At 55.3% G+C, this 25714-nt stretch carries 26 protein-coding genes; 15 read left to right on the top strand and 11 right to left on the bottom strand.

Features of this window, described 5'->3' with window-relative positions; genetic code table 11:
• Positions 1 to 272: 272 nt before the first annotated feature.
• From ABLO27_RS01850 to ABLO27_RS01820, 7 genes are all read right to left on the bottom strand, one after another.
• Positions 273 to 500: a DUF6898 family protein gene (locus ABLO27_RS01850; protein WP_353030077.1), complete on the bottom strand. Its 228-nt coding sequence runs from the start codon at positions 498 to 500 to the stop codon at positions 273 to 275.
• A 106-nt stretch (positions 501 to 606) separates the two neighbouring features.
• Positions 607 to 1914 (bottom strand): L,D-transpeptidase family protein, encoded by a 1308-nt coding sequence (locus ABLO27_RS01845; RefSeq protein WP_353030076.1) that lies wholly within the window; start codon positions 1912 to 1914, stop codon positions 607 to 609.
• A gap of 341 nt (positions 1915 to 2255) precedes the next feature.
• Positions 2256 to 2771 (bottom strand): transcriptional regulator LdtR, encoded by a 516-nt coding sequence (gene ldtR, locus ABLO27_RS01840; RefSeq protein WP_352938899.1) that lies wholly within the window; start codon positions 2769 to 2771, stop codon positions 2256 to 2258.
• Positions 2772 to 2928: 157 nt separating this feature from the next.
• Positions 2929 to 3873, bottom strand: coding sequence for a 3-hydroxyisobutyrate dehydrogenase (mmsB, locus tag ABLO27_RS01835; RefSeq protein WP_353031673.1), 945 nt, complete (start codon positions 3871 to 3873; stop codon positions 2929 to 2931).
• A 45-nt stretch (positions 3874 to 3918) separates the two neighbouring features.
• Positions 3919 to 4338, bottom strand: a complete 420-nt coding sequence (locus ABLO27_RS01830; protein ID WP_353030075.1) for a DUF6163 family protein — start codon at positions 4336 to 4338, stop codon at positions 3919 to 3921.
• Positions 4339 to 4373: 35 nt separating this feature from the next.
• On the bottom strand, positions 4374 to 5408 hold the full coding sequence (locus ABLO27_RS01825) for an enoyl-CoA hydratase/isomerase family protein (RefSeq protein WP_353030074.1): 1035 nt from the start codon (positions 5406 to 5408) through the stop codon (positions 4374 to 4376).
• A 55-nt stretch (positions 5409 to 5463) separates the two neighbouring features.
• On the bottom strand, positions 5464 to 6603 hold the full coding sequence (locus ABLO27_RS01820) for an isobutyryl-CoA dehydrogenase (RefSeq protein WP_353030073.1): 1140 nt from the start codon (positions 6601 to 6603) through the stop codon (positions 5464 to 5466).
• Between the two features lie 273 nt (positions 6604 to 6876).
• Between ABLO27_RS01820 and hemB the strand changes: the two genes are divergently transcribed.
• The 4 genes from hemB to ABLO27_RS01800 all read left to right on the top strand — a co-directional run bounded on the left by hemB (position 6877) and on the right by ABLO27_RS01800 (position 11435).
• A complete protein-coding gene (gene hemB, locus ABLO27_RS01815) occupies positions 6877 to 7875 on the top strand; it encodes a porphobilinogen synthase (protein WP_353031671.1) in 999 nt (332 codons plus the stop codon).
• A 245-nt stretch (positions 7876 to 8120) separates the two neighbouring features.
• Complete coding sequence (locus ABLO27_RS01810) at positions 8121 to 8633, top strand: RDD family protein (protein ID WP_353030072.1); 513 nt, start codon at positions 8121 to 8123, stop codon at positions 8631 to 8633.
• Between the two features lie 162 nt (positions 8634 to 8795).
• Positions 8796 to 10631: an SLC13 family permease gene (locus ABLO27_RS01805; protein ID WP_353030071.1), complete on the top strand. Its 1836-nt coding sequence runs from the start codon at positions 8796 to 8798 to the stop codon at positions 10629 to 10631.
• 33 nt (positions 10632 to 10664) lie between these two features.
• Entirely contained in the window at positions 10665 to 11435 is a 771-nt protein-coding gene (locus ABLO27_RS01800) for an arginyltransferase (protein ID WP_353030070.1), read from the top strand.
• 18 nt (positions 11436 to 11453) lie between these two features.
• Here ABLO27_RS01800 and ABLO27_RS01795 read toward each other — a convergent pair whose 3' ends face one another.
• Both ABLO27_RS01795 and ABLO27_RS01790 read right to left on the bottom strand, forming a co-directional pair.
• The gene (locus ABLO27_RS01795) at positions 11454 to 12119 is read right to left on the bottom strand and encodes a uracil-DNA glycosylase (RefSeq protein WP_353030069.1); all 666 of its coding nucleotides are present in this window, start codon (positions 12117 to 12119) and stop codon (positions 11454 to 11456) included.
• An 8-nt stretch (positions 12120 to 12127) separates the two neighbouring features.
• Complete coding sequence (locus tag ABLO27_RS01790; protein ID WP_353030068.1) at positions 12128 to 12721, bottom strand: NYN domain-containing protein; 594 nt, start codon at positions 12719 to 12721, stop codon at positions 12128 to 12130.
• Between the two features lie 381 nt (positions 12722 to 13102).
• On the opposite strand from ABLO27_RS01790, the gene rpoZ reads away from it, so the two are divergent.
• From rpoZ to recO, 9 genes are all read left to right on the top strand, one after another.
• Complete coding sequence (rpoZ, locus tag ABLO27_RS01785; protein ID WP_352938921.1) at positions 13103 to 13504, top strand: DNA-directed RNA polymerase subunit omega; 402 nt, start codon at positions 13103 to 13105, stop codon at positions 13502 to 13504.
• Positions 13505 to 13612: 108 nt separating this feature from the next.
• A complete protein-coding gene (locus tag ABLO27_RS01780) occupies positions 13613 to 15859 on the top strand; it encodes a RelA/SpoT family protein (protein ID WP_353030067.1) in 2247 nt (748 codons plus the stop codon).
• 33 nt (positions 15860 to 15892) lie between these two features.
• Positions 15893 to 16474, top strand: a complete 582-nt coding sequence (pyrE, locus tag ABLO27_RS01775; protein WP_353030066.1) for an orotate phosphoribosyltransferase — start codon at positions 15893 to 15895, stop codon at positions 16472 to 16474.
• Between the two features lie 26 nt (positions 16475 to 16500).
• Positions 16501 to 17103, top strand: a complete 603-nt coding sequence (locus tag ABLO27_RS01770; RefSeq protein ID WP_353030065.1) for a DUF2062 domain-containing protein — start codon at positions 16501 to 16503, stop codon at positions 17101 to 17103.
• 80 nt (positions 17104 to 17183) lie between these two features.
• Positions 17184 to 17615, top strand: a complete 432-nt coding sequence (acpS, locus tag ABLO27_RS01765) for a holo-ACP synthase (RefSeq protein WP_353031669.1) — start codon at positions 17184 to 17186, stop codon at positions 17613 to 17615.
• A gap of 117 nt (positions 17616 to 17732) precedes the next feature.
• Positions 17733 to 18485 (top strand): signal peptidase I, encoded by a 753-nt coding sequence (lepB, locus tag ABLO27_RS01760; protein WP_353030064.1) that lies wholly within the window; start codon positions 17733 to 17735, stop codon positions 18483 to 18485.
• 42 nt (positions 18486 to 18527) lie between these two features.
• Positions 18528 to 19235 (top strand): ribonuclease III, encoded by a 708-nt coding sequence (gene rnc, locus ABLO27_RS01755; RefSeq protein WP_353030063.1) that lies wholly within the window; start codon positions 18528 to 18530, stop codon positions 19233 to 19235.
• 108 nt (positions 19236 to 19343) lie between these two features.
• Complete coding sequence (gene era, locus ABLO27_RS01750) at positions 19344 to 20243, top strand: GTPase Era (RefSeq protein ID WP_353031667.1); 900 nt, start codon at positions 19344 to 19346, stop codon at positions 20241 to 20243.
• A gap of 59 nt (positions 20244 to 20302) precedes the next feature.
• On the top strand, positions 20303 to 21058 hold the full coding sequence (gene recO, locus ABLO27_RS01745) for a DNA repair protein RecO (protein ID WP_353030062.1): 756 nt from the start codon (positions 20303 to 20305) through the stop codon (positions 21056 to 21058).
• A gap of 17 nt (positions 21059 to 21075) precedes the next feature.
• Here recO and lepB (ABLO27_RS01740) read toward each other — a convergent pair whose 3' ends face one another.
• Positions 21076 to 21777 (bottom strand): signal peptidase I, encoded by a 702-nt coding sequence (gene lepB / locus ABLO27_RS01740; protein WP_353030061.1) that lies wholly within the window; start codon positions 21775 to 21777, stop codon positions 21076 to 21078.
• A 293-nt stretch (positions 21778 to 22070) separates the two neighbouring features.
• Between lepB (ABLO27_RS01740) and parC the strand changes: the two genes are divergently transcribed.
• Entirely contained in the window at positions 22071 to 24323 is a 2253-nt protein-coding gene (gene parC, locus ABLO27_RS01735) for a DNA topoisomerase IV subunit A (protein ID WP_353030060.1), read from the top strand.
• Here parC and ABLO27_RS01730 read toward each other — a convergent pair.
• Complete coding sequence (locus ABLO27_RS01730) at positions 24320 to 25240, bottom strand: AraC family transcriptional regulator (protein WP_353030059.1); 921 nt, start codon at positions 25238 to 25240, stop codon at positions 24320 to 24322. The two genes, parC and ABLO27_RS01730, sit on opposite strands and share 4 nt — an antisense overlap.
• Here ABLO27_RS01730 and ABLO27_RS01725 point away from each other — a divergent pair.
• Positions 25239 to 25646, top strand: coding sequence for a DUF2000 family protein (locus ABLO27_RS01725; protein ID WP_353030058.1), 408 nt, complete (start codon positions 25239 to 25241; stop codon positions 25644 to 25646). The two genes, ABLO27_RS01730 and ABLO27_RS01725, sit on opposite strands and share 2 nt — an antisense overlap.
• Positions 25647 to 25714 lie beyond the last annotated feature (68 nt).

The raw sequence follows: 25714 nt of genomic DNA, 5'->3' as shown, positions 1-25714 counted from the left end.
GAACAAATGAAAGTCAGTCTTGGACTATCCTTGAAAGGGGATTTTTATTCCCGGAAATAATTCGAGAGAAAATTTTATTTCAACAAAATAAGAACTAATTACTTAGTTTCAAAAGTTGCCAGACTTTGCTGTGATTGTTTCATCAGGTGATCTCTAGCGCGGAGATTCGCCAATCCTGAGTGCGTTTAGTGAGTGCCTGCCAAGAATTGCTGCGCCGACAACTTGGAAAAGACAACTGGCAGCCGGTCACTGGGGTCACAATGCAACAGCCGTCAGTACAAGTTTGTGTCGGTCCTTGCAGAAGTATTGGCAACTTCCTGTTCCAGACGGCGTTGCAGTTTTCGAACCGCGATGCGTTTCAGATCTTCCTGTGCTGCCGATGTCGGTCCGAATGTAGAGACCTCTATCCCCGTCGCTGCGTCGATGGCAGTCACCTTGACCTGCTGCCCCACCGACCGGAATTCGAGATAGATTTCTCCATGCCGCGGTTCGCGACTCATTGCAGACCTCCCAATTGACTACGGTTAGGTAGAAGACACGAAACGCCGACCTTAGCAAGGCCGGCGTTTCATCGAACTCATCAGTATTGCGGAATGCGGGAACGGGTCAGAGACGCGCCTGGGTTCCCGTGCCGTAAATGTCGTCCCGATTGTAGATGTCTTCCCGGAAATGGACGACACCGTCTGCATTGGCCCAGGCCGTCACATAGGTCATGTAGAGTGGGATCGACTTTTTCAGCTTCACATCTTCACGTTCGCCAGTCCGGATGACGGAATCGACCTTGGATCGGTTCCAGTCCGGCGTGGTCGACTGCAGCAGCCAGGTCACAAGTTCACGCACGTTCTGAACGCGGACGCACCCGGAGGAATGGAACCGGTACCCTTCACCAAACAAAGTCTTTGACGGCGTGTCGTGCAGGTAGACCTGATGCTTGTTGTGGAAGTTGATCCGGACGGAGCCGAGCGAATTTTCCGTACCAGGATCCTGAGTGAAGCGATACTGCGTTGCCTCATCGGTGTTCCAGTCGATCTGCTGCCACGACATTTCATTGCCGCTCCAGTCAAAGATCCGGATTTTGTTCTTGGCAAGATATTGAGGATCTTCCTTCATCTTCGGGATCAGATCCTTGCGGATGATGGAAACAGGAACCGTCCAGTAGGGATTGAAGTTCAGTTCGTAGATCTTGCTGTTCAAAATCGGTGTCTGCCGGTCAACCTTGCCGACCACAGCCGTATGCCGGGACCGGACCCGGCCGTTTTCCACGGCCTCAATCTCGGCAGCCGGCACGTTGACCATCACATACCGGTCTCCGAGGAAACCGGACATGGACCTCATGCGCACCATATTGGTTTCAAGCTGGCGCAGCCGGACATCCGCCGGAATATTGAGGGCTGCGACCGTCCCCTCGCCCATGACACCGTCAGGAATAAGGCCGTGCCGGAGTTGGAAGCGCCGCAAGGCTGCATCCACATAAGAATCAAACGTGTCTGACAGGCCGGCGTGCTGTTCCAGGTCACCTGAAGCAATCAGGCGACGGCGCAATTCGACCACGCGTGGATCCTTCGCGCCGATTCGAAGCGCCTTGCCACCACCAGAAACCGTTCCCCAGCCGCCTGCCTGGACGATGCGCTGATACCGGTCAATCGCAACGGCAATGTAATCAGCGGTCTGAGGAGACAGAGTTGGTGCCGATGACTTCACCTCGGTGATGTTTTCCGTCGCGATATCGAAATTGTCCGCCCACTCGACGTTTTGGCGGTTTTGCTGCAGAGATTGCAGAGCTGTTTGGGCTGTTGCCGGGCCGCTTTCAAAAAGAAATGCTGAAATTCCCAACGCACACACGCTTTTCAGCGTTTTTCCAGTAGTCCAATTCAGGTTCAGTTTTTTCCCGAACGGTCCGGATAAAAGGTTCATTGCCGACCCCATGTGCTGCGTTTCACGCGTTAAAATTCTGGTTTTACTTGTGGTGTGGCCACTCAAAAATTACCGCACCAGTTGTTCCAGTTCCCATTCGTAACGGAAGGGAGTTAATAAATCGCTCGATTTCTTAACCAACATGTCGCCTGGAGTTGCGCACAAAGCCATTCCAATGTGACCACAAGATGTCAGCAGCGGGTCGCCAGAAATTACTCCCCATCTGCGTCATTCCTGTTTCGGGCAATTCGGAAGAAACCGGAAGGCAAATTTACGTGAAGACAAAAAGAAAGCACCGCCCACTGGGCGGTGCCTTGTCATCCGGATGTACCGCGAATTCTTTAAAGGCGGTAAAGAATCTGGTCAGTCCAGAAGCGCTCGAGACGGCGCAGAGACTTGTTGAGAGCAACAAAGTCCTCAGGACCGATTTCACCGACCTGTTCAACAGACAGGATGTGACGCTCATAAAGATCGTTGACGATCTTTGCCACTTCCTGGCCCTTGTCCGTCAGGCTGACGCGAACGGACCGACGGTCCATGCGGGAGCGCTGATGGTGAATGTAGCCGGTTTCAACCAGTTTCTTCAGGTTGTAGGAAACGTTCGAACCGAGGTAATAGCCACGGGTCCGCAGTTCACCTGCGGTCAGCTCGGAGTCCCCGATGTTGAACAGCAGCAAAGCCTGCACGCTGTTGACATCGGAGCGTCCCATCCGATCAAACTCATCCTTGATAACGTCAAGAAGACGACGGTGCAGCCGCTCAACGAGCGTAAGAGCTTCGAGGTAGAGTGGCTTGATGTCCACTTCTTCCCCTTCACTTGGTGCTACAGCGTCGACTGCCCTACTTGCGGTGATCATTTGATTGCGCCTCTTATAGTACCTGTCGTTCGACGGATATTTTTCCCGCCTTGATACGCAATCTACCCGAGTGTTTCTAAAAACCACTTAAGAGATACGCTGAATCATCCGTAAACTTTTTAAGGGCGTTTTATTGGCGCTGTTTAGTATTTGTTCATCATGACCCGCGCAGAAACTTGATAATTCCTGAGAAATCCTGGCCTTCACCACCAGAATTACAGAATAGCGAGTAAAGCGCCGCTGCTTCTGCGCCAAGCGGCGTCGCCGCACCGGAAGAATTTGCAGCTTCCTGCGCCAGTTTCAGATCCTTCAACATCATCGCCGCAGCAAATCCTGGTGCATAGTCTCGGTTGGCCGGCGAAGACGGCAGCGGTCCGGGAACCGGGCAATAGGAAGTAAGCGACCAGCACTGTCCGGATGCCGTTGAGGAAATATCATACAACTTCTGCGCGTCCAGACCCAGCTTCTCCGCGAGCACGAACGCCTCGGACACACCTATCATGGAAATACCGAGGATCATGTTGTTACAGATTTTGGCAGCCTGCCCATTTCCGGCGCCGCCGGCATGAACAATCGTTTTGCCCATGACATCAAGGAACGGCTTGGCCGCGGCAAAAGCTTCGTCCGGACCGCCGACCATGAAAGTGAGCGTCCCGCCAGCGGCTCCCGCAACACCACCTGAAACCGGCGCGTCGACCATCTGCATGCCCTGTTCGGCTGCAGCAGCGCTGACGACGCGCGCACTGTCGACGTCGATCGTGGAGGAATCGATGAAAAGCGTTCCGGGCTTCGCATTCTCCAGAATGCCCCCCTCACCCTGATAGATCTGGCGGACATGTTTGCCGGCCGGGAGCATTGTAACGATGACATCGGCCGCGGCGGCCAGTTCAGCGACGCTGGAGGCTTTCTCACCGCCTGCTTCGATGTGCGCGGCGACAGCTGCATCGGACAAATCGAACCCAAGGACCTTGTGACCGGCCTTGACCAGGTTGATGGCCATCGGCCCGCCCATGTTGCCAAGTCCTATGAACCCAACAGTGCTCGTCATGATTACCTCCCGAGTGGAATTTTGTGTTGATCTTGAATCTGTTGAACGTGCCAGTTGAAGCACCGCAGAAAAGGCTTCAGAAACTGATTCAGACAGGCCTTAGGGTGATTTGGCCCGGTTTTCCTTCTCCATCAGATACGCCAGCACGGCATAAATCGCGATTGTGAGAAGGTAGAACGAAATCTCGTAGGGCCTGCGGCCATACAGGTCTGAGAACGCGGTATGCATGACGATCTGGCAAAAGCAGCGGAAGAGCCACATCACAGTGCCCCAGGAAACCGTCAGCCACAGGCCGGTGGCGGCAACCAGGTCAAGGACAGCAAAGAAGACAATGGCTCCCTGAAGCGAGATTGGCATGTCCCAGAACCACAAACCGCGCCATTCAACAATGCCGACAATGCGCGCCCAATAGATCACACCGCCACCAATCAGAATGATCGCAATCCCGCGCAAGTACCAGGTCAGCACGGTACTCCAGGGAGGTCGTGCGTCGATAAGGTCCTGAAAGCTGGTGATCATGATCGGTCCGGTTTCGCGTTCGGTTAAACGAAGACCTATAGAGGCAGATCTCCGTCAGCAGGCTCTTCGAAATACGACGCCAGATCCGCGCTGTCTACTTGACCAAACTGAGAGGGGTTCCATTTCGGTGCATGATCCTTGTCGACCAGGACTGCTCGAATGCCTTCGAAGAAGTCTTCACCCTGAAGAATCCGCGAAACAATCCTGTATTCCAGCTTCATGCATTCATTGAATGTGAGTTCTCCGCCCTGTTTCATCTGCTCAAAAGCGATCAGAACACTGGTGGGCGACTTCTGGCGAATGGCCTGCGCCGCTTTTTGGGCGAACTCGTTCGTCGATGCCTCGAGGTGCTCAAGAATTTCAGAAACCGATCCTGCTGCGAAAGCATGATCGATCACGTCCTTGTTCTTTACCAGTGGACCTTCATCCGGTTCGACCAGATAGGAAGAAAGAACGGCATCGACGTCGTCAGCAGTTTCGAGCGCTCTTTCCAGGTCGACGAGATCCGAGGAAGCAACCGCGTGGGTCAGAACACCTGTAGCAAGCGCATCCCCCTGCTTCAGCCGCCCGGCACTCAGGGCGCAGTAGACACCGCTGTGCCACGGCATGAGCGGCAGAAAGAAGGTTCCACCAACATCCGGGAAGAAGCCAATTCCCGTCTCGGGCATTGAGAACAAGGTCCTTTCGGTTCCAACCCGATGACTGCCATGCACCGAAACGCCGACACCGCCCCCCATGACAATGCCGTCAATCAGAGCGACATACGGTTTGGGAAAGGCCTTTATCTGAGCATTCAGCGTATATTCTTCCCGAAAGAAAGTGCTCAGTCCGTCCAGTTTACCTTCCAGCCTCGCATCGTAGATGCTGCGGATGTCGCCGCCTGCACAAAACGCCTTGTCACCTGCCCCCGTAATCACGACGTGTGCAATCGCAGGATCGCCAGCCCAGATCGTCAGCTGATTTTCAAGCTCTTTCACCATGGCGTGGCTCAGTGCGTTCAACGCCTTGGGGCGATTCAAGGTCACAAAACCGGCTTTGCCACGTTTTTCAAAAAGGATTTCGTCGCTCACTGGAGGCGCCTCGCAAAAGAAGAGTCGTTTCAACGGATAAACAGACAGGCTTCATTCAGTCCTTCAACAACTGACGGGCAATGATCAACCGCATGATTTCATTTGTGCCCTCAAGGATCTGGTGCACGCGCACGTCTCGGAAGAACCGCTCAATCGGATAGTCGCGCAGATAGCCGTAGCCACCATGAAGCTGCAGTGCTTCATTGACGACCTTGAACCCGGTATCCGTCGCAAGCCGTTTGGCCATAGCTGCCAGCCTGGTTGCGTCGGGCGATTTCATGTCGACTGCACCGGCGGCCTTGTGCAGGAGCAGACGGGCAGCTTCCAGTTCGGTCGCCATATCGGCAATGCGGAACTGAAGAGCCTGGAAGTCGCCGATGGGCTTACCGAACTGCTTGCGTTCCTGCACATAAGAAAGGGCGTGTTCAAGGCAGGCCTGAGCAGCCCCAATGGAGCATGCACCGATATTGAGACGACCGCCGTCCAGCGCGGACATGGCGATCTTGAAACCCTGCCCTTCTTCACCGACCAGGTTGGCTTTCGGAACACGGCAATCTTGAAAGTTCACCTGCGCTGTCGGCTGGCTCTTCCAGCCAAGCTTGACTTCGTTGGCGCCGAAACTGAGGCCGGGCGTTCCTTTTTCAACGAGCAGGCAAGATACACCTGATGGCCCATCGCCACCGGTGCGAACCATGACTGCATATAAATCGCTGACACCGCCGCCTGAAATAAACGCCTTGGAACCATTCAGAATATAATGATCGCCATCGTCTTTCGCAGAGGTGCGCAAACTTGCGGCATCGGAGCCCGAACCTGGCTCGGTCAGGCAATAGCTGGTCAACAGTTCCATGGTGCAAAGCCTGCTCAGATACTTCTGACGCAATTCTTCGGATGCAAAGTTATCGATGATCCAGGCGACCATGTTGTGAATGGAGATGTAAGCTGCCGTGGACGTGCAGCCCTTGGACAGTTCTTCAAAAATCAAAGTGGCATCCAGCCGCGTCAATGCCGATCCGCCGACATCCTCTCTGACATAGATACCGCCAAAGCCAAGCTCGGCAGCCTTTCGCAGCGTCGGAATCGGAAAAATGCTCTGCTCATCCCATTCCTTGGCATTCGGAGCCAGTTCGTCACGCGAAAAGCTTGCTGCCATATCCTTGAAGGCGCGCTGATCTTCATTCAGTGAAAAGTCCACAATCGTCCTCCCGTTTGCGGCGACTCGTTGCTCCCTTGTCGCGCAAGTCTGCTCTCAGCCATTGCGGCAGCACTAAAACATATTTGACGCAAACGTCAAACAATCTCTTTTTTGTTTTTAATTTCAGTTATTTTACAGAATGTTGGAATGCGTCAATCTGCGTGATAGATTGGCGCCTCACTTCTGTGCGAATGCAAATCCCACATCATTCATATCGAACAGGCTCGTTCCATGCCGTCCAAATCAAAGCTTCCGCAAATCACCTCAGACCATATGGACACATTGCTGGCCGGCACTCGAATGCGCCGCAATCGTCAGACGGATTGGTCACGTCGCCTTGTTCGTGAAAACGCACTTACAACCAACGACCTGATCTGGCCGATCTTTCTGGTGGATGGCAATTCGGTTCGCGAGCCGGTTCCATCGATGCCGGAAGTGTTTCGCCTGTCGGTTGACGAAGCTGTGCGGGAAGCGGCTCGGGCTGCTGAACTCGGTATTCCCGCTCTTGCGCTCTTCCCCTACACGGATCCGGATCTTCGCGATGAATCGGGAACCGAGGCCCTGAATTCACAGAACCTGACCTGCCGCGCGCTGAGGGCGATCAAGGCGGAAGGTTTGAATGTCGGCCTGATGACAGATGTCGCACTCGATCCCTATACCAGTCATGGCCATGACGGTTTGATGGATGGAGATACGATTCTGAATGACGAAACAGTCGATCAGCTGTGCCGTCAGGCTCTTGTTCAGGCTGAAGCCGGATCAGATGTGATTGCTCCTTCGGACATGATGGATGGACGCATTGGAGCAATCCGTCAGTCTCTCGATAGTCAGGGTTTCCGTGGGACTCAGATCATGGCCTACTCCGCCAAATACGCTTCCGCATTCTATGGCCCGTTCCGCGATGCAGTTGGTTCCTCCGGCACACTCAAGGGGGACAAGCGCACCTATCAGATGGATCCGGCCAATACGGACGAAGCGCTGCGTGAAGCTGAACTCGACATTACCGAGGGCGCTGACATGATCATGGTGAAACCGGGCATGCCTTATCTCGACATTGTCCGCCGCCTCAAAGATGAGTTCCAGGTACCGACCTACGCCTATCAGGTGTCCGGCGAGTACGCGATGATCAAGGCAGCAAGTGCCAACGGCTGGCTGGATGGCGACAAGGCGATGCTGGAAAGCTTGCTCGCATTCAAACGCGCCGGAGCGGACGGTATCCTGACCTATTTCGCACCAAAAGTCGCGGAAATGCTGGCAGGCGGCAAGAAGTAACTCCGCTCGTCAAATACCAGAATTACAAGGTTCACGGGGGCGGTCGACTACCGCAAGGATTAAGGTGTGCACCCCGCCAGCAAATCAACTGCCCCTGCTCGCCAAATCCATGCTCCCATGACACTGATGAACGCGTTCGATGCGCAGAACCAACAGCGGGCGAACGGATTGATCCCGCAACCGGGATTTGCGAATTGGTCTCACAATCACCACATGAGATCCATCACAATTTCAGGAGCCGGACCATGTCAGCAGAAACCACCTCGGACTACGCACGCGAGGATGTCTTTGATCCCGTGCGCAATCCCGAGCTGTTCGAGGGGGTTCGCAGCCGGCGGGTTTTTGCCTTTTTCATTGACGTGATCGTCATCGCGCTGCTGACTTTCGGTGCCGGCATACTGGTGTTTTTCCTCGGTATTTTCACGCTCGGCCTCGGGTTCCTGCTTTATGCGATCCTGCCGACTGCCGTCGCTCTTCTCTATGTCGCCTTCACACTTGGTGGACCGCAGGCGTCCACGCTCGGAATGCGCGCAATGGGACTTGAGATGAGGCTTTGGTACGGGGCCAAGCCATACCCGCTACTGGCGGCCGTACATGCGATCCTGTTCTGGTTCTCAGTATCGCTGCTGACGCCGCTGATCCTGCTGGTGTCGCTGTTTTCGGACCGCAAACGTCTGCTCCATGACATCGTTCTTGGTGTTGTGGTGATCAATTCCGCCTATCACCGGCAATATATCGATGGGCACGGCCAGGGGTAATTCCCTGACCACCTGTTCAAAAAAGGAATGATTGCAGCACGTTAGTTTTGACGCGCTGCACGATATCAACGGCAAACTCGCCTTAAAGCTCTTCCATTCACGCGATCGCCTGTTTTAAAGTGCGCCTTCGTATGATTGGCCACGGTGGCTTTGGGCAGGTGAATGCACTCAATTGATATTGCAATGGCGCTCACCTTTGTTGTGATTGCGTCGACAGTCGTCCTCTACGCCCTCGAGCGATATTCGATTGAAGCAGTCGCACTCGGATCGGTATCCGCTTTTATCGTCATCTTCTCGATTTTTCCGGTTACAATCGCCGACGGGCAAGCGGTCACAACAGCCGATTTTTTGGCGGGCTTTGCCAACCCTGCGCTGATCACCGTCATTTGCCTGCTGATTATCGGCCAGGGCCTGTTTCAAACCGATGCCCTGGAAGGGCCTGCCAAATCGATTGTCAAGATGACACGCGGCCGCTCTCAACGCGCGACCATTCCCATTCTCATCGCGGTCGCCGTTCTCAGTGCGTTTTTGAACAACACTCCCGTTGTGGTGATGTTTCTGCCCATCCTGACTGCTGTTGCCGCGACAGTCGGGCAAGCTCCCGCCCGCGTTTTGATGCCGCTTTCGTTCATCGCGATCCTGGGCGGCATGACCACGCTCATCGGCTCATCCACCAACTTGCTCGTCGCCAACTACGCCGCACAGAGCTCTGATCTGAAGCTCTCGTTTTTCAGCTTCACGCCAATCGGACTGATCATTGCGAGCGTCGGTGCCGTTTACGTGTTCTTCGTCATGCCGCATTTGATGAAGAACCGCAAAACCATGGCGGAAGAGTTCCAGGCAACGTCCGGCAAGCAGTTCATCGCACAGATTGAAATCACCTATGGCCACCCGCTGGTCGGAGTGGAAGCAGTGTCCGGCATGTTCCCCAAGCTGAAGGACATGACGGTACGCCTGGTTCAGCGCGGCCAGAAGCCGATTCTCCCTCCATTTGAGAACGTCGTTCTGTCTCCCGGCGACACGGTCATTGTAGCGGCCACACGTACTGCGCTTGCAAACGCCCTCGCCCGGCGCCAGCCCCTGATGGAAGCGGAGTCCGACGCCAATACGCCGGGACGAGAAAACCAGGCTGCACAACCCGGTTCTCTCAGTCTTGCCGAGGTTGTGGTTGCTCCAGCATCACGGCTCATGGGGCGAACCTTGCCGCAATCCGGCTTTTACACCGAAACCGGTTGTCTGGTGATGGGTATCCAAAGACGTAGCCGGATGCCGCGCATGGCCATGAACGACATCCGCCTTGAAGCCGGCGATGTCTTGCTCGTCGCAGGAAGCGAAGACGAGATCGCGCGTTTGCGCGGCAACCGCGATGTTCTGCTGTTGGACTGGTCCACAACCGAGGTTCCGCGAAAACGCTATGCTCCGAGGGCTCTTGCTATTTTCGCATGTGTCGTTGCATTGGCAGCATCCGGGCTTGTGCCGATCGTGTCCGCGGCAGTGGCCGGTACTTTCGCGATGATCGCCTCGGGATGCCTCAACATCCGTCAGGCAATGCGCGCAATCGACAGCCGGATTTTCATGCTGGTAGGAGCGTCCCTTGCCGGCGCCGTAGCGCTGGAGGCGACCGGCGGCGCAACAGCGATTGCGTCAGCTCTGGTCTATATGCTCAAGGGCGCTTCGCCACCGGTTATCCTGTCGGCTCTCTTCTTCATCGTGATGATCCTGACCAATTTCCTGTCCAACAATGCAGCGGCGGTTCTGTTCACCCCGATTGCGATCAACCTGGCCACTCAGATCGGCCAAAAACCGGAAGCATTTGTCGTCTGTCTGATTATTGCGGCGAACACATCCTTTGCGACCCCGGTCGGCTACCAGACCAACCTGATCGTCATGGGACCAGGTCACTATCGATTTATCGACTTCATGCGGGCTGGCGCACCGCTCGCGCTTATTTTATGGTTGACCTTCTCGATAGTGGCCCCATGGTATTACGGATTGTAGGACAAGTTTTGAGGGATCGCGGGAAATAACAAGGTGACACGGCACCCAACAGATCATCCGCAGTTCTATCTCACGGCGCCAGCGCCCTGCCCTTATTTGGATGGAAAACAGGAACGCAAGGTTTTCACGCATCTTGTCGGGCACGGGGCGCCTGCTCTGAACGAGGTACTCACGCAGGGTGGCTTCAGAAGAAGCCAGAATATTGCATATCGCCCGGCCTGCGAGCAGTGCCAGGCCTGTGTGTCCGTACGTGTCAGAGTTGACGACTTCAAATGGAGCAAATCATTCAAGCGCGTCTGGAAAGCAGGCTCCGAGATCGTCGGCGCACGGCTTCCTGCCAGTCCTTCCGCCGAGCAATACGACCTCTTCAGGGATTATCTGGAAGCCCGACATGAAAATGGCGGCATGACGGAAATGAGTGTGCTCGACTATGCGATGATGGTTGAGGATACCCATGTGGAGACCCTTGTGGTCGAGTATCGCCGCCGCGGTCCCGACAGTTACCTGACCGGCACTGGAGAAGGACCGCTTTTGGGCGTCGCACTCAGCGACCAGCTCTCTGATGGCCTTTCGATGGTTTACTCGTTTTACGACCCGTCCTATTCGGATACCGCGCTCGGCACCTACATGATCCTTGATCACATCGAGCGCGCGCGGAAATTGAGACTGCCCTATGTCTACCTTGGCTATTGGGTCGAAGGCTCGGCCAAGATGGCCTACAAGGCACGCTTCAAGCCGCAGGAACATCTTGGGCCGAACGGCTGGGTTGTGGGGGAAGCCGACGAGGCAACCAGAGAAGACTGAACTACAGTCTCGAGATACTCACTGCTGTGGAATGTGTTTCCTGATCTTTTCGAAAACCGACCTGAACATGTCTTCGGTGAGACGCCCGGTATTGGTGTTGTAGCGCGAGCAGTGATAGCTGTCGAAAAGTGCCAGATCGTAACCCGGCAAGTCATGTTCCGCGCAATGAGCGAAAGGAAATTCGGCTCGCCGCAATTCAAGCGCACTCAAGAATGTTTCATGCGCGATCCTGCCCAAAGCGAGGACCGCACGAATGGAGGGATTTGCCGCCAGGGTCGACAGCAGATATGGACGGCAGGTCTTGATTTCCGGTCCGGTCGGCTTGTTCTGAGGTGGCAGACAACGGACCGCGTTGGTGATCATTGCATCCTTGAGTGTCAGTCCGTCATCGGGTCGCGCCAGATACGTGCCTTCGGCAAAACCGAAATCGAGCATGGTCTGGTAAAGGAGATCGCCAGCATAGTCGCCGGTAAAGGGCCGTCCCGTGCAATTGGCCCCCTTCATGCCGGGAGCAAGACCGACGATGAGCAGCCTCGGCGCATCCGATGTAAAGGAAGGCACGGGAGCATTGTGCCAGTCCGGATGGACAGTCTTAAGTTCTTCGCGCAAGGCGACAAGGCGTGGGCAGGCCGGACAATCCGATGGTGGATCGACCGGTCCCAAATCTCCCTCAAGAACGGACATGGCGCGCCTTAGTAGTCGTCGTCCTCGTCATCTTCATCCACGTTCGCCGGCATTTGCGGGCGGACCGGACGTTCCGAAGGATCACGGCCTATCTTGTTGGCCAGGCTCGCAAGGTCGATGAAGTGATCCGCCTGACGCCGCAGATCGTCTGCAATCATCGGGGGCTGGGTTTTCAGCGTGGAAACAACGGAAACCTTGCGACCTTTGCGCTGAAGCGCTTCTACCAGAGAACGGAAATCGCCGTCGCCGGAGAACAGAACCACGTGGTCAACGGACTCCACCAGCTCCATGGCATCTACAGCAAGCTCGATGTCCATGTTGCCCTTGACCTTGCGACGGCCGGCGCTATCTACGAATTCCTTGACCGGTTTGGTGATCACCTTGTAGCCGTTATAGTCGAGCCAATCGATCAACGGGCGGATCGAGGAATATTCCTGGTCTTCAATCAGCGCGGTGTAATAATAGGCGCGCAAAAGGTAGGCCTGACCCTGGAACTCTTTCAGCAGGCGCTTGTAGTCGATGTCGAAGCCGATTGCTTTGGCAGTCGAATATAAGTTCGCTCCATCAATAAACAAAGCAACCTTTTCCCGAGCGTCAAACATCTTATTTGAAACCTTTCCGAGTTAAATGCGCAGTACTTAAAGTCATACTGACGAATCCGGTTTCCCGCACCCGAATCCGGCAAATCTACCTGTCGGACGGCGCATCATTTGCTGTGAAGTCATTGTAGCATTACGCCGCTTCATTCAGCTTATTGTTTTGTTATTCCCTTAGGCTCTGTTGATTCTTATAGAGCCGTAATAGTGGCGTACACTATTATATTGGGCTGTCGCAATGCAAAAGCGAGAGCCCTTCCCAAAAAATCCGGTAAAAATCCAGCTTTTAGCGACACCTTCCTCTCAAATCTGACAAGGGGTTGCTTTTTCTAAACGTCAACACTATACGCTGTTTCTTCAAGTTCCTTAAGCCTATGGAGACGTCGAATGGCGCGCGTGACCGTCGAGGACTGCATCGACAAGGTCGAAAACCGGTTTGAGCTGGTGCTGCTTGCTGCGCATCGCGCTCGCATGATCTCAAGCGGTTCTCCGCTGACAATCGACCGCGACAACGACAAAAACCCTGTTGTTGCCCTGCGTGAGATCGCTGAGCAGACTGTCAGCCCGGAAGACATGAAAGAAGACCTGATCCACTCACTGCAGAAGTTTGTGGAAGTTGACGAACCTGAAGCAGAAGCCGTTCCGGTTGTTCCGACTTCCGGTCAGCGTCAGGTCACCCAGGTCAACGCTGTTGACGACAGCGCAGTTGAATTCGACCGTATGTCCGAAGAAGATCTTCTGCGCGGTCTTGAAGGACTGGTTCCGCCCGAGCGGACGGACGACGTCTGATAGCGCTTTTCAAGTTCGTCTGAAGCGCGGCTCCGAGGATCCAGCGCTTCAGACGATTTTTCTTTGTCCTGCTGATGTCTCAGCCGGTTGCCAGGGTCGGTTGCGGCCATGATGCGTCAATACGAGCTCGTTGAACGAGTCACACGCTACAATCCTGAAGCAGACGAGGCCTTGCTCAACAAGGCTTATGTCTATGCCATGCAAAAGCATGGCTCGCAGATGCGTGCATCCGGCGACCCATACTTCTCCCATCCCCTCGAAGTTGCGGCGATCCTGACGGATCTGCGTCTCGACGATGCGACCATTGCAGTCGCACTTCTCCACGACACGATTGAAGATACGGATGCAACCCGTGCGGAGATCGACTCGCTCTTTGGAGAAGAGATCGGCAAGCTTGTCGAAGGTCTGACCAAGATCAAGCGGCTCGACCTGGTCTCGCGCAAGGCAAAACAGGCTGAGAATTTCCGCAAGCTCTTGCTGGCGATTGCCGATGACGTCCGCGTTCTTCTGGTGAAACTGGCTGACCGCCTCCACAACATGCGCACGCTGCACCACATGCCGGAGCACAAGCGGGGTCGCATCGCGGAAGAAACCATGGAGATCTATGCCCCGCTTGCCGGCCGCATGGGGATGCATGACATGCGCGAGGAACTGGAGGACATTTCCTTCCACGTGCTCAATCCGGAAGCCTATGAAACAATCACTGACAGGCTGGTGGATCTTCGTGAAAAGAACCGGGACCTGATCGCCGATATTGAAACCACGCTGACCGAGCGCCTGAGCGAACGGGGCATGGCCGCATTGGTGAAGGGCCGCGAAAAAAGGCCCTACTCGATCTTTCGAAAGATGCAACGCAAAGCGATTGGTTTCGAGCAGCTTTCGGATATCTACGGCTTCCGTGTCACAGTCGGGACGGAAGAAGCGTGCTACAGGGTTCTGGGTGTCATTCACACGACCTGGCCAACCGTGCCCGGACGCTTCAAGGATTACATTTCCACGCCGAAGCAGAACGACTACAAGTCGATTCACACGACAATCGTCGGCCCGTCCAGGCAAAGGGTGGAGCTGCAGATCCGAACCATTTCCATGGACCGGGTCGCCGAATACGGCATTGCAGCGCATGCACTCTACAAGGACGGTGAACTCGGTGGTCGAAATATCGCCCGCCACACAGACGACTGTCGCGCATTCGAGTGGCTTCGGCGGACGACGGAACTCCTCGCCCAGGGGGACACACCGGAAGAATTCCTGGAAAATACGAAGCTGGAGCTGTTCCACGACCAGGTTTTCTGCTTCTCGCCAAAGGGGCGCTTGATCGCCCTGCCCCGCGGCGCGACCCCGATCGATTTCGCCTATGCGGTACACACCGGCATCGGCAATACATGCGTCGGCTGCAAGATCAACGGCAAGATCATGCCGCTCGTCACCGAGCTTCACAATGGTGACGAAGTGGAGATCATTCGCTCTCCTGCACAGACCCCACCGCCCGCCTGGGAAGCAATTGCGGTGACGGGCAAGGCACGGGCAGCCATTCGCAGGGCGACCCGTGAATCAGTTCGCAAGCAATACGGCGCTCTGGGCGAACACATTCTCAAACGAGCATTCGCTCGCGCTGACAAAGCATATTCGGAAGATCTGCTGGAAGCGGTTCTGGAGGAGCACCATCAGTCGACCGTTGCCGACCTTCTGGCGGCTGTCGGGCGCGGTGACCTGAGCGCGCAGATGGTGCTGAAGTCCGCACATCCAGACTATCAGGATGAACGCGTCGCAATATCGGGTCCGCCTGTGGAAGAAGGCTGGTTCGGCCTGAAGCAGGGACACGGCCTGAAGTTCCGCATTCCGCATGACGAACTCGATGGCGACAAGCAGCCCGCGGACCAGACCGAAACCGAAGAAGAAGGCCCCGCGCTCCCAATCCGGGGTCTCTCCGGAGATATTCCGGTCACATTCGCTCCAGCCGGCGGTGCGGTTCCAGGGGATCGTATTGTTGGCATCTTGACCCCGTCGGAGGGACTGACCATCTATCCGATACAATCACCGGCTTTGAAAGAGTTCGATGATCAGACGGAACGATGGGTGGACGTACGCTGGGATATTGACGTCAACAACCCGGAACGATTCCCAGCACGCCTTGACATTTCCGCCGCCAATGAACCCGGCTCACTCGCCACGATTGCACAAGTTATAGGCGAAAACAGCGGAAACATTGACAATGTGAAAATGGTTACAAGAGCCCCCGACTTCCACCAAATGACCATTGACCTGGAAGTGTGGGATCTGAAACACCTGAACCGGATAATCAACCAATTACGTTCGAAGCCGAATGTTTCCAGCGTCAGCCGAGTGAATGGCTGAGGATGCACCGCAAGTAAAAAGGGAACCAGTTCCATGAACCGTGATGAAGTATTGGCCTTGTTCCGCGAAGCCGGCGCAATCCTGGAAGGTCACTTCATTCTGACCTCAGGTCTGCGCAGCCCGGTCTTTTTGCAAAAAGCCCGCGTGTTCATGTATCCGGACAAGACGGAAAAACTCTGCAAAGCCCTGGCCGACAAGATCAGGGCTTCAGGTCTGGGACGGATCGACTACGTCGTCTCCCCTGCCCTTGGCGGTCTGATACCAGGCTACGAAACGGCACGGCATCTCGATGTGCCGGCAATGTGGGTTGAGCGGGAGGACGGCGAGTTCCGTCTGCGCCGCTTCGAACTACCGAAGGGCGCACGGGTCATTGTCGTTGAAGATATCGTCACAACCGGGCTCTCAAGCCGCGAAACGGTAACCTCGTTGAAAGCTCTTGGTGCTGAAGTGCTCGCTGTAGCCTGCCTGATCGACCGCTCGGGAGGAGAAGCCGATGCTTCCGTCCCGGTTGTTGCCCTGGCCGAATACAAGGTGCCAGCCTATGCACCGGATGAACTGCCGCCAGAACTGGCAGCTTTGCCGGCGGTCAAGCCGGGCAGCCGTGGATTGAGCTGAACGAGAACGGAGCAAGTACCCGCCCAATGCTGTTTCGCCGAAGAAATAGGCCATCGCGCATCGAACGCTTCCGCGTTGCCGTTTGGCCGCGGAACAGCTGGTCCCGGTCTACGCGCTATTTCGGCAAGCGTGTTCTTCGGCTGACAGCAACTCCGCATGCGATTGCAATCGGATTTGCCGCTGGAGCATTTGCCTCCTGCACGCCCCTGGTCGGGTTTCACTTCCTCACCGCATTTGCGGTTGCCTACATTGTACGAGGCAACCTCATCGCTTCCGCGCTCGGTACATCAATCGGAAATCCGCTGACGTTTCCCTTCATCTGGGCGATCACCTTCAAGATCGGTCAATGGATCCTGCACGGTCGCGCTCCCAAAACCGATCCGCATAAGGTCCATCAGCAATTCCAGCAAGGGTTGTTCGAGAAATCACTGGATTCGCTCTGGCCTATGCTCAAACCGATGTTCATCGGGGCGGTTCCCTTAGGTCTGGTCGTCGGAACACTGTCCTACGTGATCGTGTACAAGTGTGTGGAGGTCTATCAACGCCGCAGGCGACAGACGATCGCCACAAGAAACGAGCGTGTATTCCCACATTCCAGGTCGACCGCGGAAGAAGACAGCAGTGCTTGAAAACGGGATCGTACCGTTCCATCTGGAGCGTTGACGACACCGGCCCAAATCGTGGGCGCCAGAAATATGAAAGCAGAACCATGATCCTTGGCATAGGCAGCGATCTGATCGATATCCGCCGGATCGAAAAAACTCTCGACCGGTTCGGTGAGCGTTTTACAAATCGGGTCTTCACCGACATAGAACGAGCAAAGTCGGACAAGCGGGCTGAACGAGCTGCTTCGTATGCAAAGCGATTTGCCGCCAAGGAGGCCTGTTCCAAGGCCCTTGGCAGTGGAATTCGCATGGGTGTTGCCTGGCGTGAAATGGGTGTCGTGAACCTGCCCTCCGGCAAGCCGACAATTGCTTTGACTGGCGGCGCCGCGGAACGGCTTGACGCGATGACCCCGGTAGGTTTCAGAACGACGATCGATCTCACAATCACCGATGATTTCCCGTTGGCACAGGCTTTCGTCGTCATTTCCGCATGGCCGATGGATTGGCCTTTGCCCTCATCAACAGCTTCTGACTGATCGCAGGCGGGTGTCCAACCCGACCTGCATTGCTTCCAATGGCCTGAACGGCTAAAAGTCCCGCTGACAAGCGGCTTTGCCCTCCGATTTTCCGGACAACATGTTTTAAGGGATAAGATGAGCGTGACAGAAAACAAAAAGGAAAAGGACAGCGGTTTTTATGAAACCGTAAAGGTCGTTGTCCAGGCGCTTCTGCTTGCCCTGGTGGTGCGGACCTTTCTGTTTCAACCCTTTAACATTCCGTCCGGATCGATGAAGGACACGTTGCTGATCGGCGACTACCTTTTTGTCTCCAAATACAGTTACGGCTATTCACGCTATTCCTTTCCGCTCGGCTTGATGCCGTTTTCCGGCAGAATCTGGGGAACTGAACCGACACGTGGCGATGTTGCGGTCTTCAAGCTGCCGACGGACACCTCGATCGACTACATCAAGCGCGTGATCGGACTGCCGGGCGACACGATCCAGGTGATTGAGGGTGTCGTTCACATCAACGGCGAGCCGGTAAAGCGTGAGCGTATCGATGATTACATCGAACAGTCTCCGTCTGGCGTGGTTCGCCGTGTTCCCCGTTATCGCGAAACCCTGCCCAACGGAGTTTCCTACGATACGCTGGACCTGACACCGAATGGCCAATTGGACAACACCCGTGAGTACAAGGTGCCTGAAGGCCACTACTTCATGATGGGTGACAACAGGGACAACTCGATCGACAGCCGCGTACTCAGCCGTGTCGGCTATGTACCGTTCGAAAACTTCATGGGCCGCGCCGAGATCCTTTTCTTCTCTATCAAGGACGGAACCCCGGCTTACCAGATCTGGACCTGGCCGTGGAGCGTCCGCTGGAACAGAATTGGCCGCACTCTCTAGGGTGCGGTCCCGCTACTTGTGCGCGAGACCAAAGCTGGCTGTATGACCAACAAACAAAAACAAAACCCCATCTCAGCCCTGAAATCGGCGCTTCAATATGACTTCAAGGATTTGGAGCTGCTGCGTGTTGCGCTGACACATGCAAGCGCGCTTGCTCCTTCCGAGACCGTCGCCGGCAGCTATCAGCGCCTAGAGTTTCTCGGAGATCGCGTTCTCGGGCTGGCGATCGCCTCCATGCTCCACACGCATTTCCCGAAAGCCGATGAAGGAGAACTTGCGCGCCGGTTCAACCACATGGTCAAGCGGGAAACCTGTGCGGAAATCGCTCAGGAACTCGGTGTTGGAGACGCAATGCGTATTGGCCTGGCCGAAGCGCAGACAGGCGGCCGCAAGAAGACCGCTTTGCTTGCCGATATCTGTGAGGCCCTGATCGCTGCGATCTATCTTGATGGTGGCTTTGAAGCCGCACAAGCCTTTATCAAGCGCCTTTGGGAACCGCGTATGCTATCGTGGACCGGTCCCTTGAGAGATGCCAAGACCACACTGCAGGAGTGGGCGCAGTCGAAAAGTCTGCCGACCCCTCGCTATGAAGTGACAGGTCGCGACGGGCCGGATCATGCTCCGAATTTCACCGTATCGGTCATTGTTCAGAGCCTGACACCTGGAGAAGGCAAAGGTGGCTCCAAGAGGATCGCCGAACAAAACGCCGCCGAAGCTGTGCTGCGCCGGGAAGGCGTCTGGAAGGAATAAGAAAAATTGAGCGACGAAAACGACACAGACGGGCCGATGGACGAAGACGAAGGCTTTGTGGCGCCTGCCGGCCGGTTTGATATTCCCCTGCCCGAGCCGCTTGCCGAAATGCCCAAGGACACCAAGGCGGGCTTCATTGCGCTTATCGGAGCTCCGAACGCCGGAAAATCCACGCTGATAAATCAGCTGGTGGGCACCAAAGTCTCTATTGTCACCCATAAGGTCCAGACGACACGCTCGATCATTCGCGGAGTGGCCATGCATGGACCGGCGCAGCTGGTTTTCATTGATACGCCTGGCATCTTCAAACCAAAGCGCCGTCTGGACCGAGCCATGGTCGACACTGCGTGGGGCGGTGCCCGGGACGCGGATCTGATTGCACTCTTGATCGACGCCCGCAAAGGCATCGATGAGGAAGTCGAAAACATCCTCAAGCGTCTTTCCAGCCAGTCGGCTCCCAAAGTCCTGATCCTGAACAAGACTGACGTTGCCAAACGGGAAAAGCTTCTGGAGCTTGCTCAAAAAGCTAACGAATATCTGGAATTTGAGGAGACATTCATGGTCTCCGCGCTGACCGGTGATGGGACGCAGGCCATCCTGGATCACTTTGCATCCAAGATCCCTGAAGGTCCCTGGCTCTACCCGGACGATCAACCTTCCGACCTCCCCTTGCGTATTCTTGCGGCGGAAATTACCCGCGAAAAACTGTTTGAGCGCCTGCACCAGGAACTCCCATATATTTCCACCGTCGAGACGGAGCAGTGGGAGACCAAGAAGGACGGCTCTGCGCGTATCGAGCAAACGATCTATGTTGAACGGGACAGCCAGAAGAGCATCGTGCTGGGCAAGCGTGGACAGACCATCAAGGCAATCTCCAAGGCTGCGCGAGAAGAGCTTTCCGAAATCATCGAAGCTCCGGTCCACCTGTTCCTGTTCGTAAAGGTTCGCGAAAACTGGGCAGACGATCCCGAACGATATCGTGAGATGGGATTGGAATTCCCGAAGTAATTGGCCTTTCGAACAGAATCCGCCAATATGCCCGCCCGAACTAACGCAGGAAACAGCAGTTGGAATGGAGCGGACGCGGTGTGGTCCTGACCACACGCAAACACGGCGAAAATGATGTCATTCTGGAGGCCATGACGCTTGATCATGGCCGACATCTCGGTCTTGTGCGCGGAGGCCGTTCCAAACGCCACCGTCCGGTCCTTCAACCCGGCAATGAGCTGGACCTGAGGTGGAAGGCACGACTGTCGGATCACCTGGGGCAGTTCCAGATCGAACCACAGACACTGCGTGCCGGCGATCTGATGACCAGTGCTATTGGTCTGACAAGCCTGCAGCACCTGGCCTTTCTTTTAAGGCTCCTTCCTGAGCGCCACCCATATCCACGCCTCTTCAACGCGCTGTCGGTCTTGCTCAACCATCTGGAAGAGGCCGATGCTGCTGGTGCGCTCTTGATCCGGTTTGAACTCGAACTGCTTCAAGATCTTGGTACAGGACTTGATCTGACGTCCTGCGCGGCAACCGGAACCAGGGATGAGCTGGCCTATGTATCACCGAGGTCCGCCCGGGCAGTCAGCCGCGAAGCCGGACTTCCCTATCACGACAAGCTGCTTCCCCTTCCCTCATTCCTGCTGGAGGGCCAGCGGCAGGCAGGCAGTGAACTGACGTGGCTCGATATCACACAAGGCTTTGAACTGACGAGCTTTTTCATCAATCGACATCTGCAGGAGCGTGGCAGCAAAGACAATGGAACACGTGAGCAACTGCTCAATGCGCTGGAAAAACGCTACCGCGACGAGTTTCCCTGGAACTTCTGAACACGGATTTTCATCCTCTATACTTCGGGCTTCAACGTTCGCCACGTAAGTCTTCCGGTTTCTCCCGAATAGAAAATACCAGTAGCGATTCCTGTAATGTTTGCCACCGGAACAAATCCGATGCGCGACAGGACCCGGCTATCGATGGAATTATCGCGATTGTCTCCCAGAACAAAGTAGTGCCCCTCAGGCACTTGGTATTCACGGGTGTTGTCCAATTGACCACTCGGCGTCAGTTCCAGTGTTTCGTAAGAAACACCATTGGGCAATGTCTCACGATAGCGTGGAATGCGACGTATACCGGTTGATCGGCCTTGCTCAACATAGTCATCGACACGCCGTCGATCGGTCGGTTCCCCATTGATGTTCAAGACACCGTCAAGCATCTGGATCGTGTCCCCAGGCAATCCGACAACTCGTTTTACATAGTCGACCGAATTGTCACTCGGAAGTTTGAAAACAACGACATCGCCACGCTCAATTCGAAGATGTCGCTTTTGTTCCGGATAGAAGTGCCCCATCAAGCCGGCCAATGGATCCGCAACGGCTCCATACGCATAAAAGCGGTCAGCGATCATCAGAGTGGGCTTCATGCTTCCCGAAGGAACACTGTAGGCTTTCAGCCTGCTGGCATAGGTGTCCAGATAGTCGTGGCTGGTATCAAGGGTTGACGCTGCCAAAAGCAACAAGAACGGTACCCCGATGGAAAACAACTTCATTTTGAAACTCTTTTTCCCGCTTCTGATCCGAGCGATCTTCGATTTGGCACGTTACCGCCACCCTGACAATAGGAGCCATGTTGTTTGGCCGCCAAACGCGTGATTGCGATTGTGTTTTCCGCTTTTTCTGACCTTACTTTGTTTTCATCGCGCGCGACGTCGCAGAACAAGTCTCTTCATATTCTCCACAATGGTGGCAATGCAGTATCGAAATCCGTTGAAAATCCGCCATTTTCGTCCCAATTCTGCAGAAGCGAATTGCACTGATTTCAGGAACCGGCTAGCAAGCATTCATGGGAAAAGAAGTGACACCGCCGCCAAGCGGCATTGAGGGCATCAACCTCAAGGACGCTCTCGAAGAGCGCTATCTGGCCTATGCCTTGTCAACCATCATGCACCGGGCTCTGCCTGATGTTCGCGATGGCTTGAAACCCGTTCACAGGCGGCTTCTTTATGCGATGCGCCTGCTGAAACTTGATCCGGGAGCAGGCTTCAAGAAATGCGCCCGTGTGGTCGGTGACGTGATCGGTAAGTATCACCCACATGGCGATCAGGCGGTTTACGACGCTCTTGTCCGCCTTGCTCAGGACTTTGCACAGCGTTACCCGCTGATCGATGGTCAGGGCAACTTCGGCAACGTCGATGGCGATAACGCGGCGGCCATGCGTTACACCGAAGCACGCATGACCGACACCGCAAAACGTCTGCTGGACGGTCTTGACGAGAACGCTGTCGACTTTCGCGAAACATATGATGGCGAAGACAAGGAACCGATCGTTCTTCCTGGCGGGTTCCCCAACCTCCTTGGCAACGGCTCATCCGGCATTGCCGTCGGCATGGCAACATCCATTCCGCCGCACAATGCCCACGAACTTTGCCTCGCCTGCCAGCACCTGATCAAGAACCCCAACGCCGAAGTTGACGAACTTCTGGAATTCATCAAGGGACCGGACTTCCCAACCGGTGGCTTGCTGGTTTCCGACCAGGGATCCATTCGCGAAGCCTATGCGACCGGACGTGGAAGTTTCCGCGTTCGTGCGCGCTGGGAGGTTGAGGACCTGGGGCGGGGGCAATGGGCCATTGTCGTCACCGAGATCCCCTACCAGGTGCAAAAGTCGCGCCTGATCGAGAAAATTGCCGAGCTGCTGACAGCCCGCAAGCTGCCGCTACTCGATGATGTTCGCGATGAATCCGCGGAAGACATCCGCATCGTTCTCGTGCCTCGTTCGCGCAATGTCGACGCCAGCCTGTTGATGGAGTCCCTGTTCAAGCTGACGGATCTGGAAAACCGGTTCTCCTTGAACATGAACGTGCTTTCCATGGGCAAGGTCCCCATGGTCATGGGCGTGAAGCAGGTCCTGCGCGAATGGCTGGATCACCGCAAGGAAGTCCTGATCCGGCGTTCCGAATACCGGCTTGGCCAGATCAATCACAGGCTGGAAGTTCTGGAAGGCTACCTGGTTGCCTACCTTAACCTCGACGAAGTGATCCGTATCATTCGCGAGGAAGATGATGCCAAGGCCGAACTGATCCGGACATTCGAGCTGACCGATGTTCAGGCGGAAGCCATCCTCAACATGCGCTTGCGATCTTTGCGCAAGCTGGAAGAGTTTGAAATCCGCAAGGAACACACAAAGCTCACAGAAGAAAAAGACGATCTGACGAAACTGCTTGGCTCCGACGCTCGTCAGTGGACCAAGATTTCCAAGGAAATCGGCGAGATCGCTAAGGTGTACGGCCCTGAGACAGAAATCGGCAAGCGGCGCACTGACAAGTCCGAAGCTCCAGAAGCTGATCTGATTGATATCCAGCAGGCGATGATCGAGAAAGAACCGATTACCGTCATTATCTCCGAAAAGGGTTGGATCAGGGCGCTCAAGGGACATCAGTCGGATCTCTCGAACCTGTCCTTCAAGCAAGGGGATAAGCTCAAGCTATCCTTCCATGCCGAGACGACGGACAAGATCCTCATATTCTCCACGGGCGGCAAGTTCTTCACTCTGGGTGCGGACCGCCTCCCCGGCGGGCGCGGCCACGGGGAGCCCATTCGTCTCATGGTGGAGATGGACGAAGCACAGGACGTGGTCAACGCCTTCGTTTACAAGCCCGGCCGCTCGCTGCTGCTATCCAGCAACGAGGCGCGAGGATTTGTCGTCAATGAAGACGATGTGATCGCCAACACCCGTAAGGGCAAACAGGTTCTCAACCTGACCACACCAGCAGAGGCGACGATTTGCGTTGAAGCCACCGGCGACCATGTCGCCATTATCGGTGAAAACCGGAAACTGCTTGTCTTCCCACTTGTTCAAATTCCGCAAATGGGACGCGGTCGCGGCGTTCGCTTGCAGCGCTACCGAGATGGCAACATTTCCGACATTCGTGTCTTCAAAGGCGACGAAGGCCTGACCTGGACCAACAGTTCCGGTCGCAGTTTCACTCGCTCCCTGGAAGAACTCGCTGATTGGCGCGGCGAACGGGGACAGGCCGGGCGCCTGCCACCGACCGGCTTCCCACGCTCGAACAAGTTCGGCACGAACAAGCTCTAGTTCGGGTTCAGTTTGACGCTGGCAGCGCTCAAGCGCTGCCAGTGACCAGGCGTCATACCGAACGCCCGCTTGAAATGCCTGTTCATGTGGCTTTGATCCGCAAATCCGCTTGCCGCAGCCGCATCAGCAAGCGACGCTCCGGTCACAAGCAAGCGCTTCGCGCCTTCCAGACGACGCATGATCAGATAGCGGTGCGGGCTGGTTCCATAGGCTTTCTTGAACTGCCGTGAAAGTGTGAAACGGTCCATGTCGGCCAAACCTTCCAGCTCACCTATCCGGATGGATTGACCACTGCATTCCCTGAGATAATCGCTGCAGAGCTTCAGCACCGGCCAGTTGAGTTCGGTCCCCCTTGCCTTCCGACTTGATGAATGTCTGCTCAGACTGGCTGCAAGCTCAGCCAGGAGACTGCTACGCTTCAATTCTCCGATGGGTTGATCGATATCCTCAAGCGCTTCTGACAGACTTTCCCGGAAGCGCAGATCAGACAACACGGGCGTATCAACGAAAGGCAGACTTTTGCCACTCGATTGCAGGAGCGCTTGTGCGACAAGCTCTGGCGGAATGTAGATCATTCGATATCTCAGACTGGCCTCGGTTCCCGCCCCACCGTCATGAAGTTCGTCTGGGTGAATAACGATCACCTGCCCCGGAAACGAAGCGCGCGCCTCCCCGCGATAGCTGAAAGCTTGTACGCCGCTGATGGTCAAGCCAATTGCGTAAGTGTCGTGCCTGTGGAGATCAAAACCGTTTCCGTGGAACTTTGCCTCAATCCGCTCAATTCCGCCTTCTGTGGGCGCCAGATGGATGGCGTCGTGATTTGACCTGCACAAACGTTCAAGACCGGTGTCACCTGAGAGTTCTAAGGTTTCACCGACTTTCGTTTCTTGAATTCCCCTAATGGAGTTTCCGGTCATGTTCGAAACCAAGTTCGTCATCGTTGTACGCGAGGATCTTGCAGTCTGGCAGAAGTTAAACGTCACTGCATTTCTGGCAACCGGCGTTGCGGCAGCAAAGCCTGAAATCATCGGCGAAAACTATCGCGACGCAGATGAAAATGTCTACTATTCAATGAGCGTGCAACCGATCATAGTGTTGAGCTGCGACGCACAAACGCTCCGGAAAATCCATGCCAGGTCTCTCCAGAGAGGTGTGCAAACCAGCCTCTACGTGGAGGAAATGTTTGCAACCGGCCATGACCATGCCAACCGCGAAGTTTTCGGCAAATTTACACCTGAGCAGGCTAACGTCGTTGGCCTCGCCCTGCATGCCGACAAGAAGGTTGCCGACAAAATCACCAAGGGCGCACGAATGCACGCTTGAGGAAGATCTCTTCCCAAAATCATCGGGTTCTCCCCTCGACGGACTGCTCGCAAGTGTGCACTGTGGGA

Origin of the sequence: Roseibium sp. SCP15 (assembly GCF_040329435.1) — a bacterium.
Taxonomy (GTDB): domain Bacteria; phylum Pseudomonadota; class Alphaproteobacteria; order Rhizobiales; family Stappiaceae; genus Roseibium.
This window is presented reverse-complemented; position numbering and strand designations above follow the sequence as displayed.

Coding starts and splice junctions, on each gene's coding strand:
- ABLO27_RS01810 (WP_353030072.1), top strand. CDS start 8,121: ATGTCAGCAGAAACCACCTCGGACTACGCACGCGAGGATGTCTTTGAT.
- ABLO27_RS01730 (WP_353030059.1), bottom strand. CDS start 25,240: ATGACCGGAAACTCCATTAGGGGAATTCAAGAAACGAAAGTCGGTGAA.
- lepB (WP_353030064.1), top strand. CDS start 17,733: ATGAGCGTGACAGAAAACAAAAAGGAAAAGGACAGCGGTTTTTATGAA.
- ABLO27_RS01790 (WP_353030068.1), bottom strand. CDS start 12,721: ATGTTTGACGCTCGGGAAAAGGTTGCTTTGTTTATTGATGGAGCGAAC.
- lepB (WP_353030061.1), bottom strand. CDS start 21,777: ATGAAGTTGTTTTCCATCGGGGTACCGTTCTTGTTGCTTTTGGCAGCG.
- ldtR (WP_352938899.1), bottom strand. CDS start 2,771: ATGATCACCGCAAGTAGGGCAGTCGACGCTGTAGCACCAAGTGAAGGG.
- ABLO27_RS01780 (WP_353030067.1), top strand. CDS start 13,613: ATGATGCGTCAATACGAGCTCGTTGAACGAGTCACACGCTACAATCCT.
- parC (WP_353030060.1), top strand. CDS start 22,071: ATGGGAAAAGAAGTGACACCGCCGCCAAGCGGCATTGAGGGCATCAAC.
- era (WP_353031667.1), top strand. CDS start 19,344: ATGCCCAAGGACACCAAGGCGGGCTTCATTGCGCTTATCGGAGCTCCG.
- ABLO27_RS01805 (WP_353030071.1), top strand. CDS start 8,796: ATGCACTCAATTGATATTGCAATGGCGCTCACCTTTGTTGTGATTGCG.
- ABLO27_RS01830 (WP_353030075.1), bottom strand. CDS start 4,338: ATGATCACCAGCTTTCAGGACCTTATCGACGCACGACCTCCCTGGAGT.
- pyrE (WP_353030066.1), top strand. CDS start 15,893: ATGAACCGTGATGAAGTATTGGCCTTGTTCCGCGAAGCCGGCGCAATC.
- rpoZ (WP_352938921.1), top strand. CDS start 13,103: ATGGCGCGCGTGACCGTCGAGGACTGCATCGACAAGGTCGAAAACCGG.
- ABLO27_RS01770 (WP_353030065.1), top strand. CDS start 16,501: ATGCTGTTTCGCCGAAGAAATAGGCCATCGCGCATCGAACGCTTCCGC.
- ABLO27_RS01795 (WP_353030069.1), bottom strand. CDS start 12,119: ATGTCCGTTCTTGAGGGAGATTTGGGACCGGTCGATCCACCATCGGAT.
- ABLO27_RS01725 (WP_353030058.1), top strand. CDS start 25,239: ATGTTCGAAACCAAGTTCGTCATCGTTGTACGCGAGGATCTTGCAGTC.
- ABLO27_RS01845 (WP_353030076.1), bottom strand. CDS start 1,914: ATGAACCTTTTATCCGGACCGTTCGGGAAAAAACTGAACCTGAATTGG.
- rnc (WP_353030063.1), top strand. CDS start 18,528: ATGACCAACAAACAAAAACAAAACCCCATCTCAGCCCTGAAATCGGCG.
- ABLO27_RS01850 (WP_353030077.1), bottom strand. CDS start 500: ATGAGTCGCGAACCGCGGCATGGAGAAATCTATCTCGAATTCCGGTCG.
- hemB (WP_353031671.1), top strand. CDS start 6,877: ATGGACACATTGCTGGCCGGCACTCGAATGCGCCGCAATCGTCAGACG.
- acpS (WP_353031669.1), top strand. CDS start 17,184: ATGATCCTTGGCATAGGCAGCGATCTGATCGATATCCGCCGGATCGAA.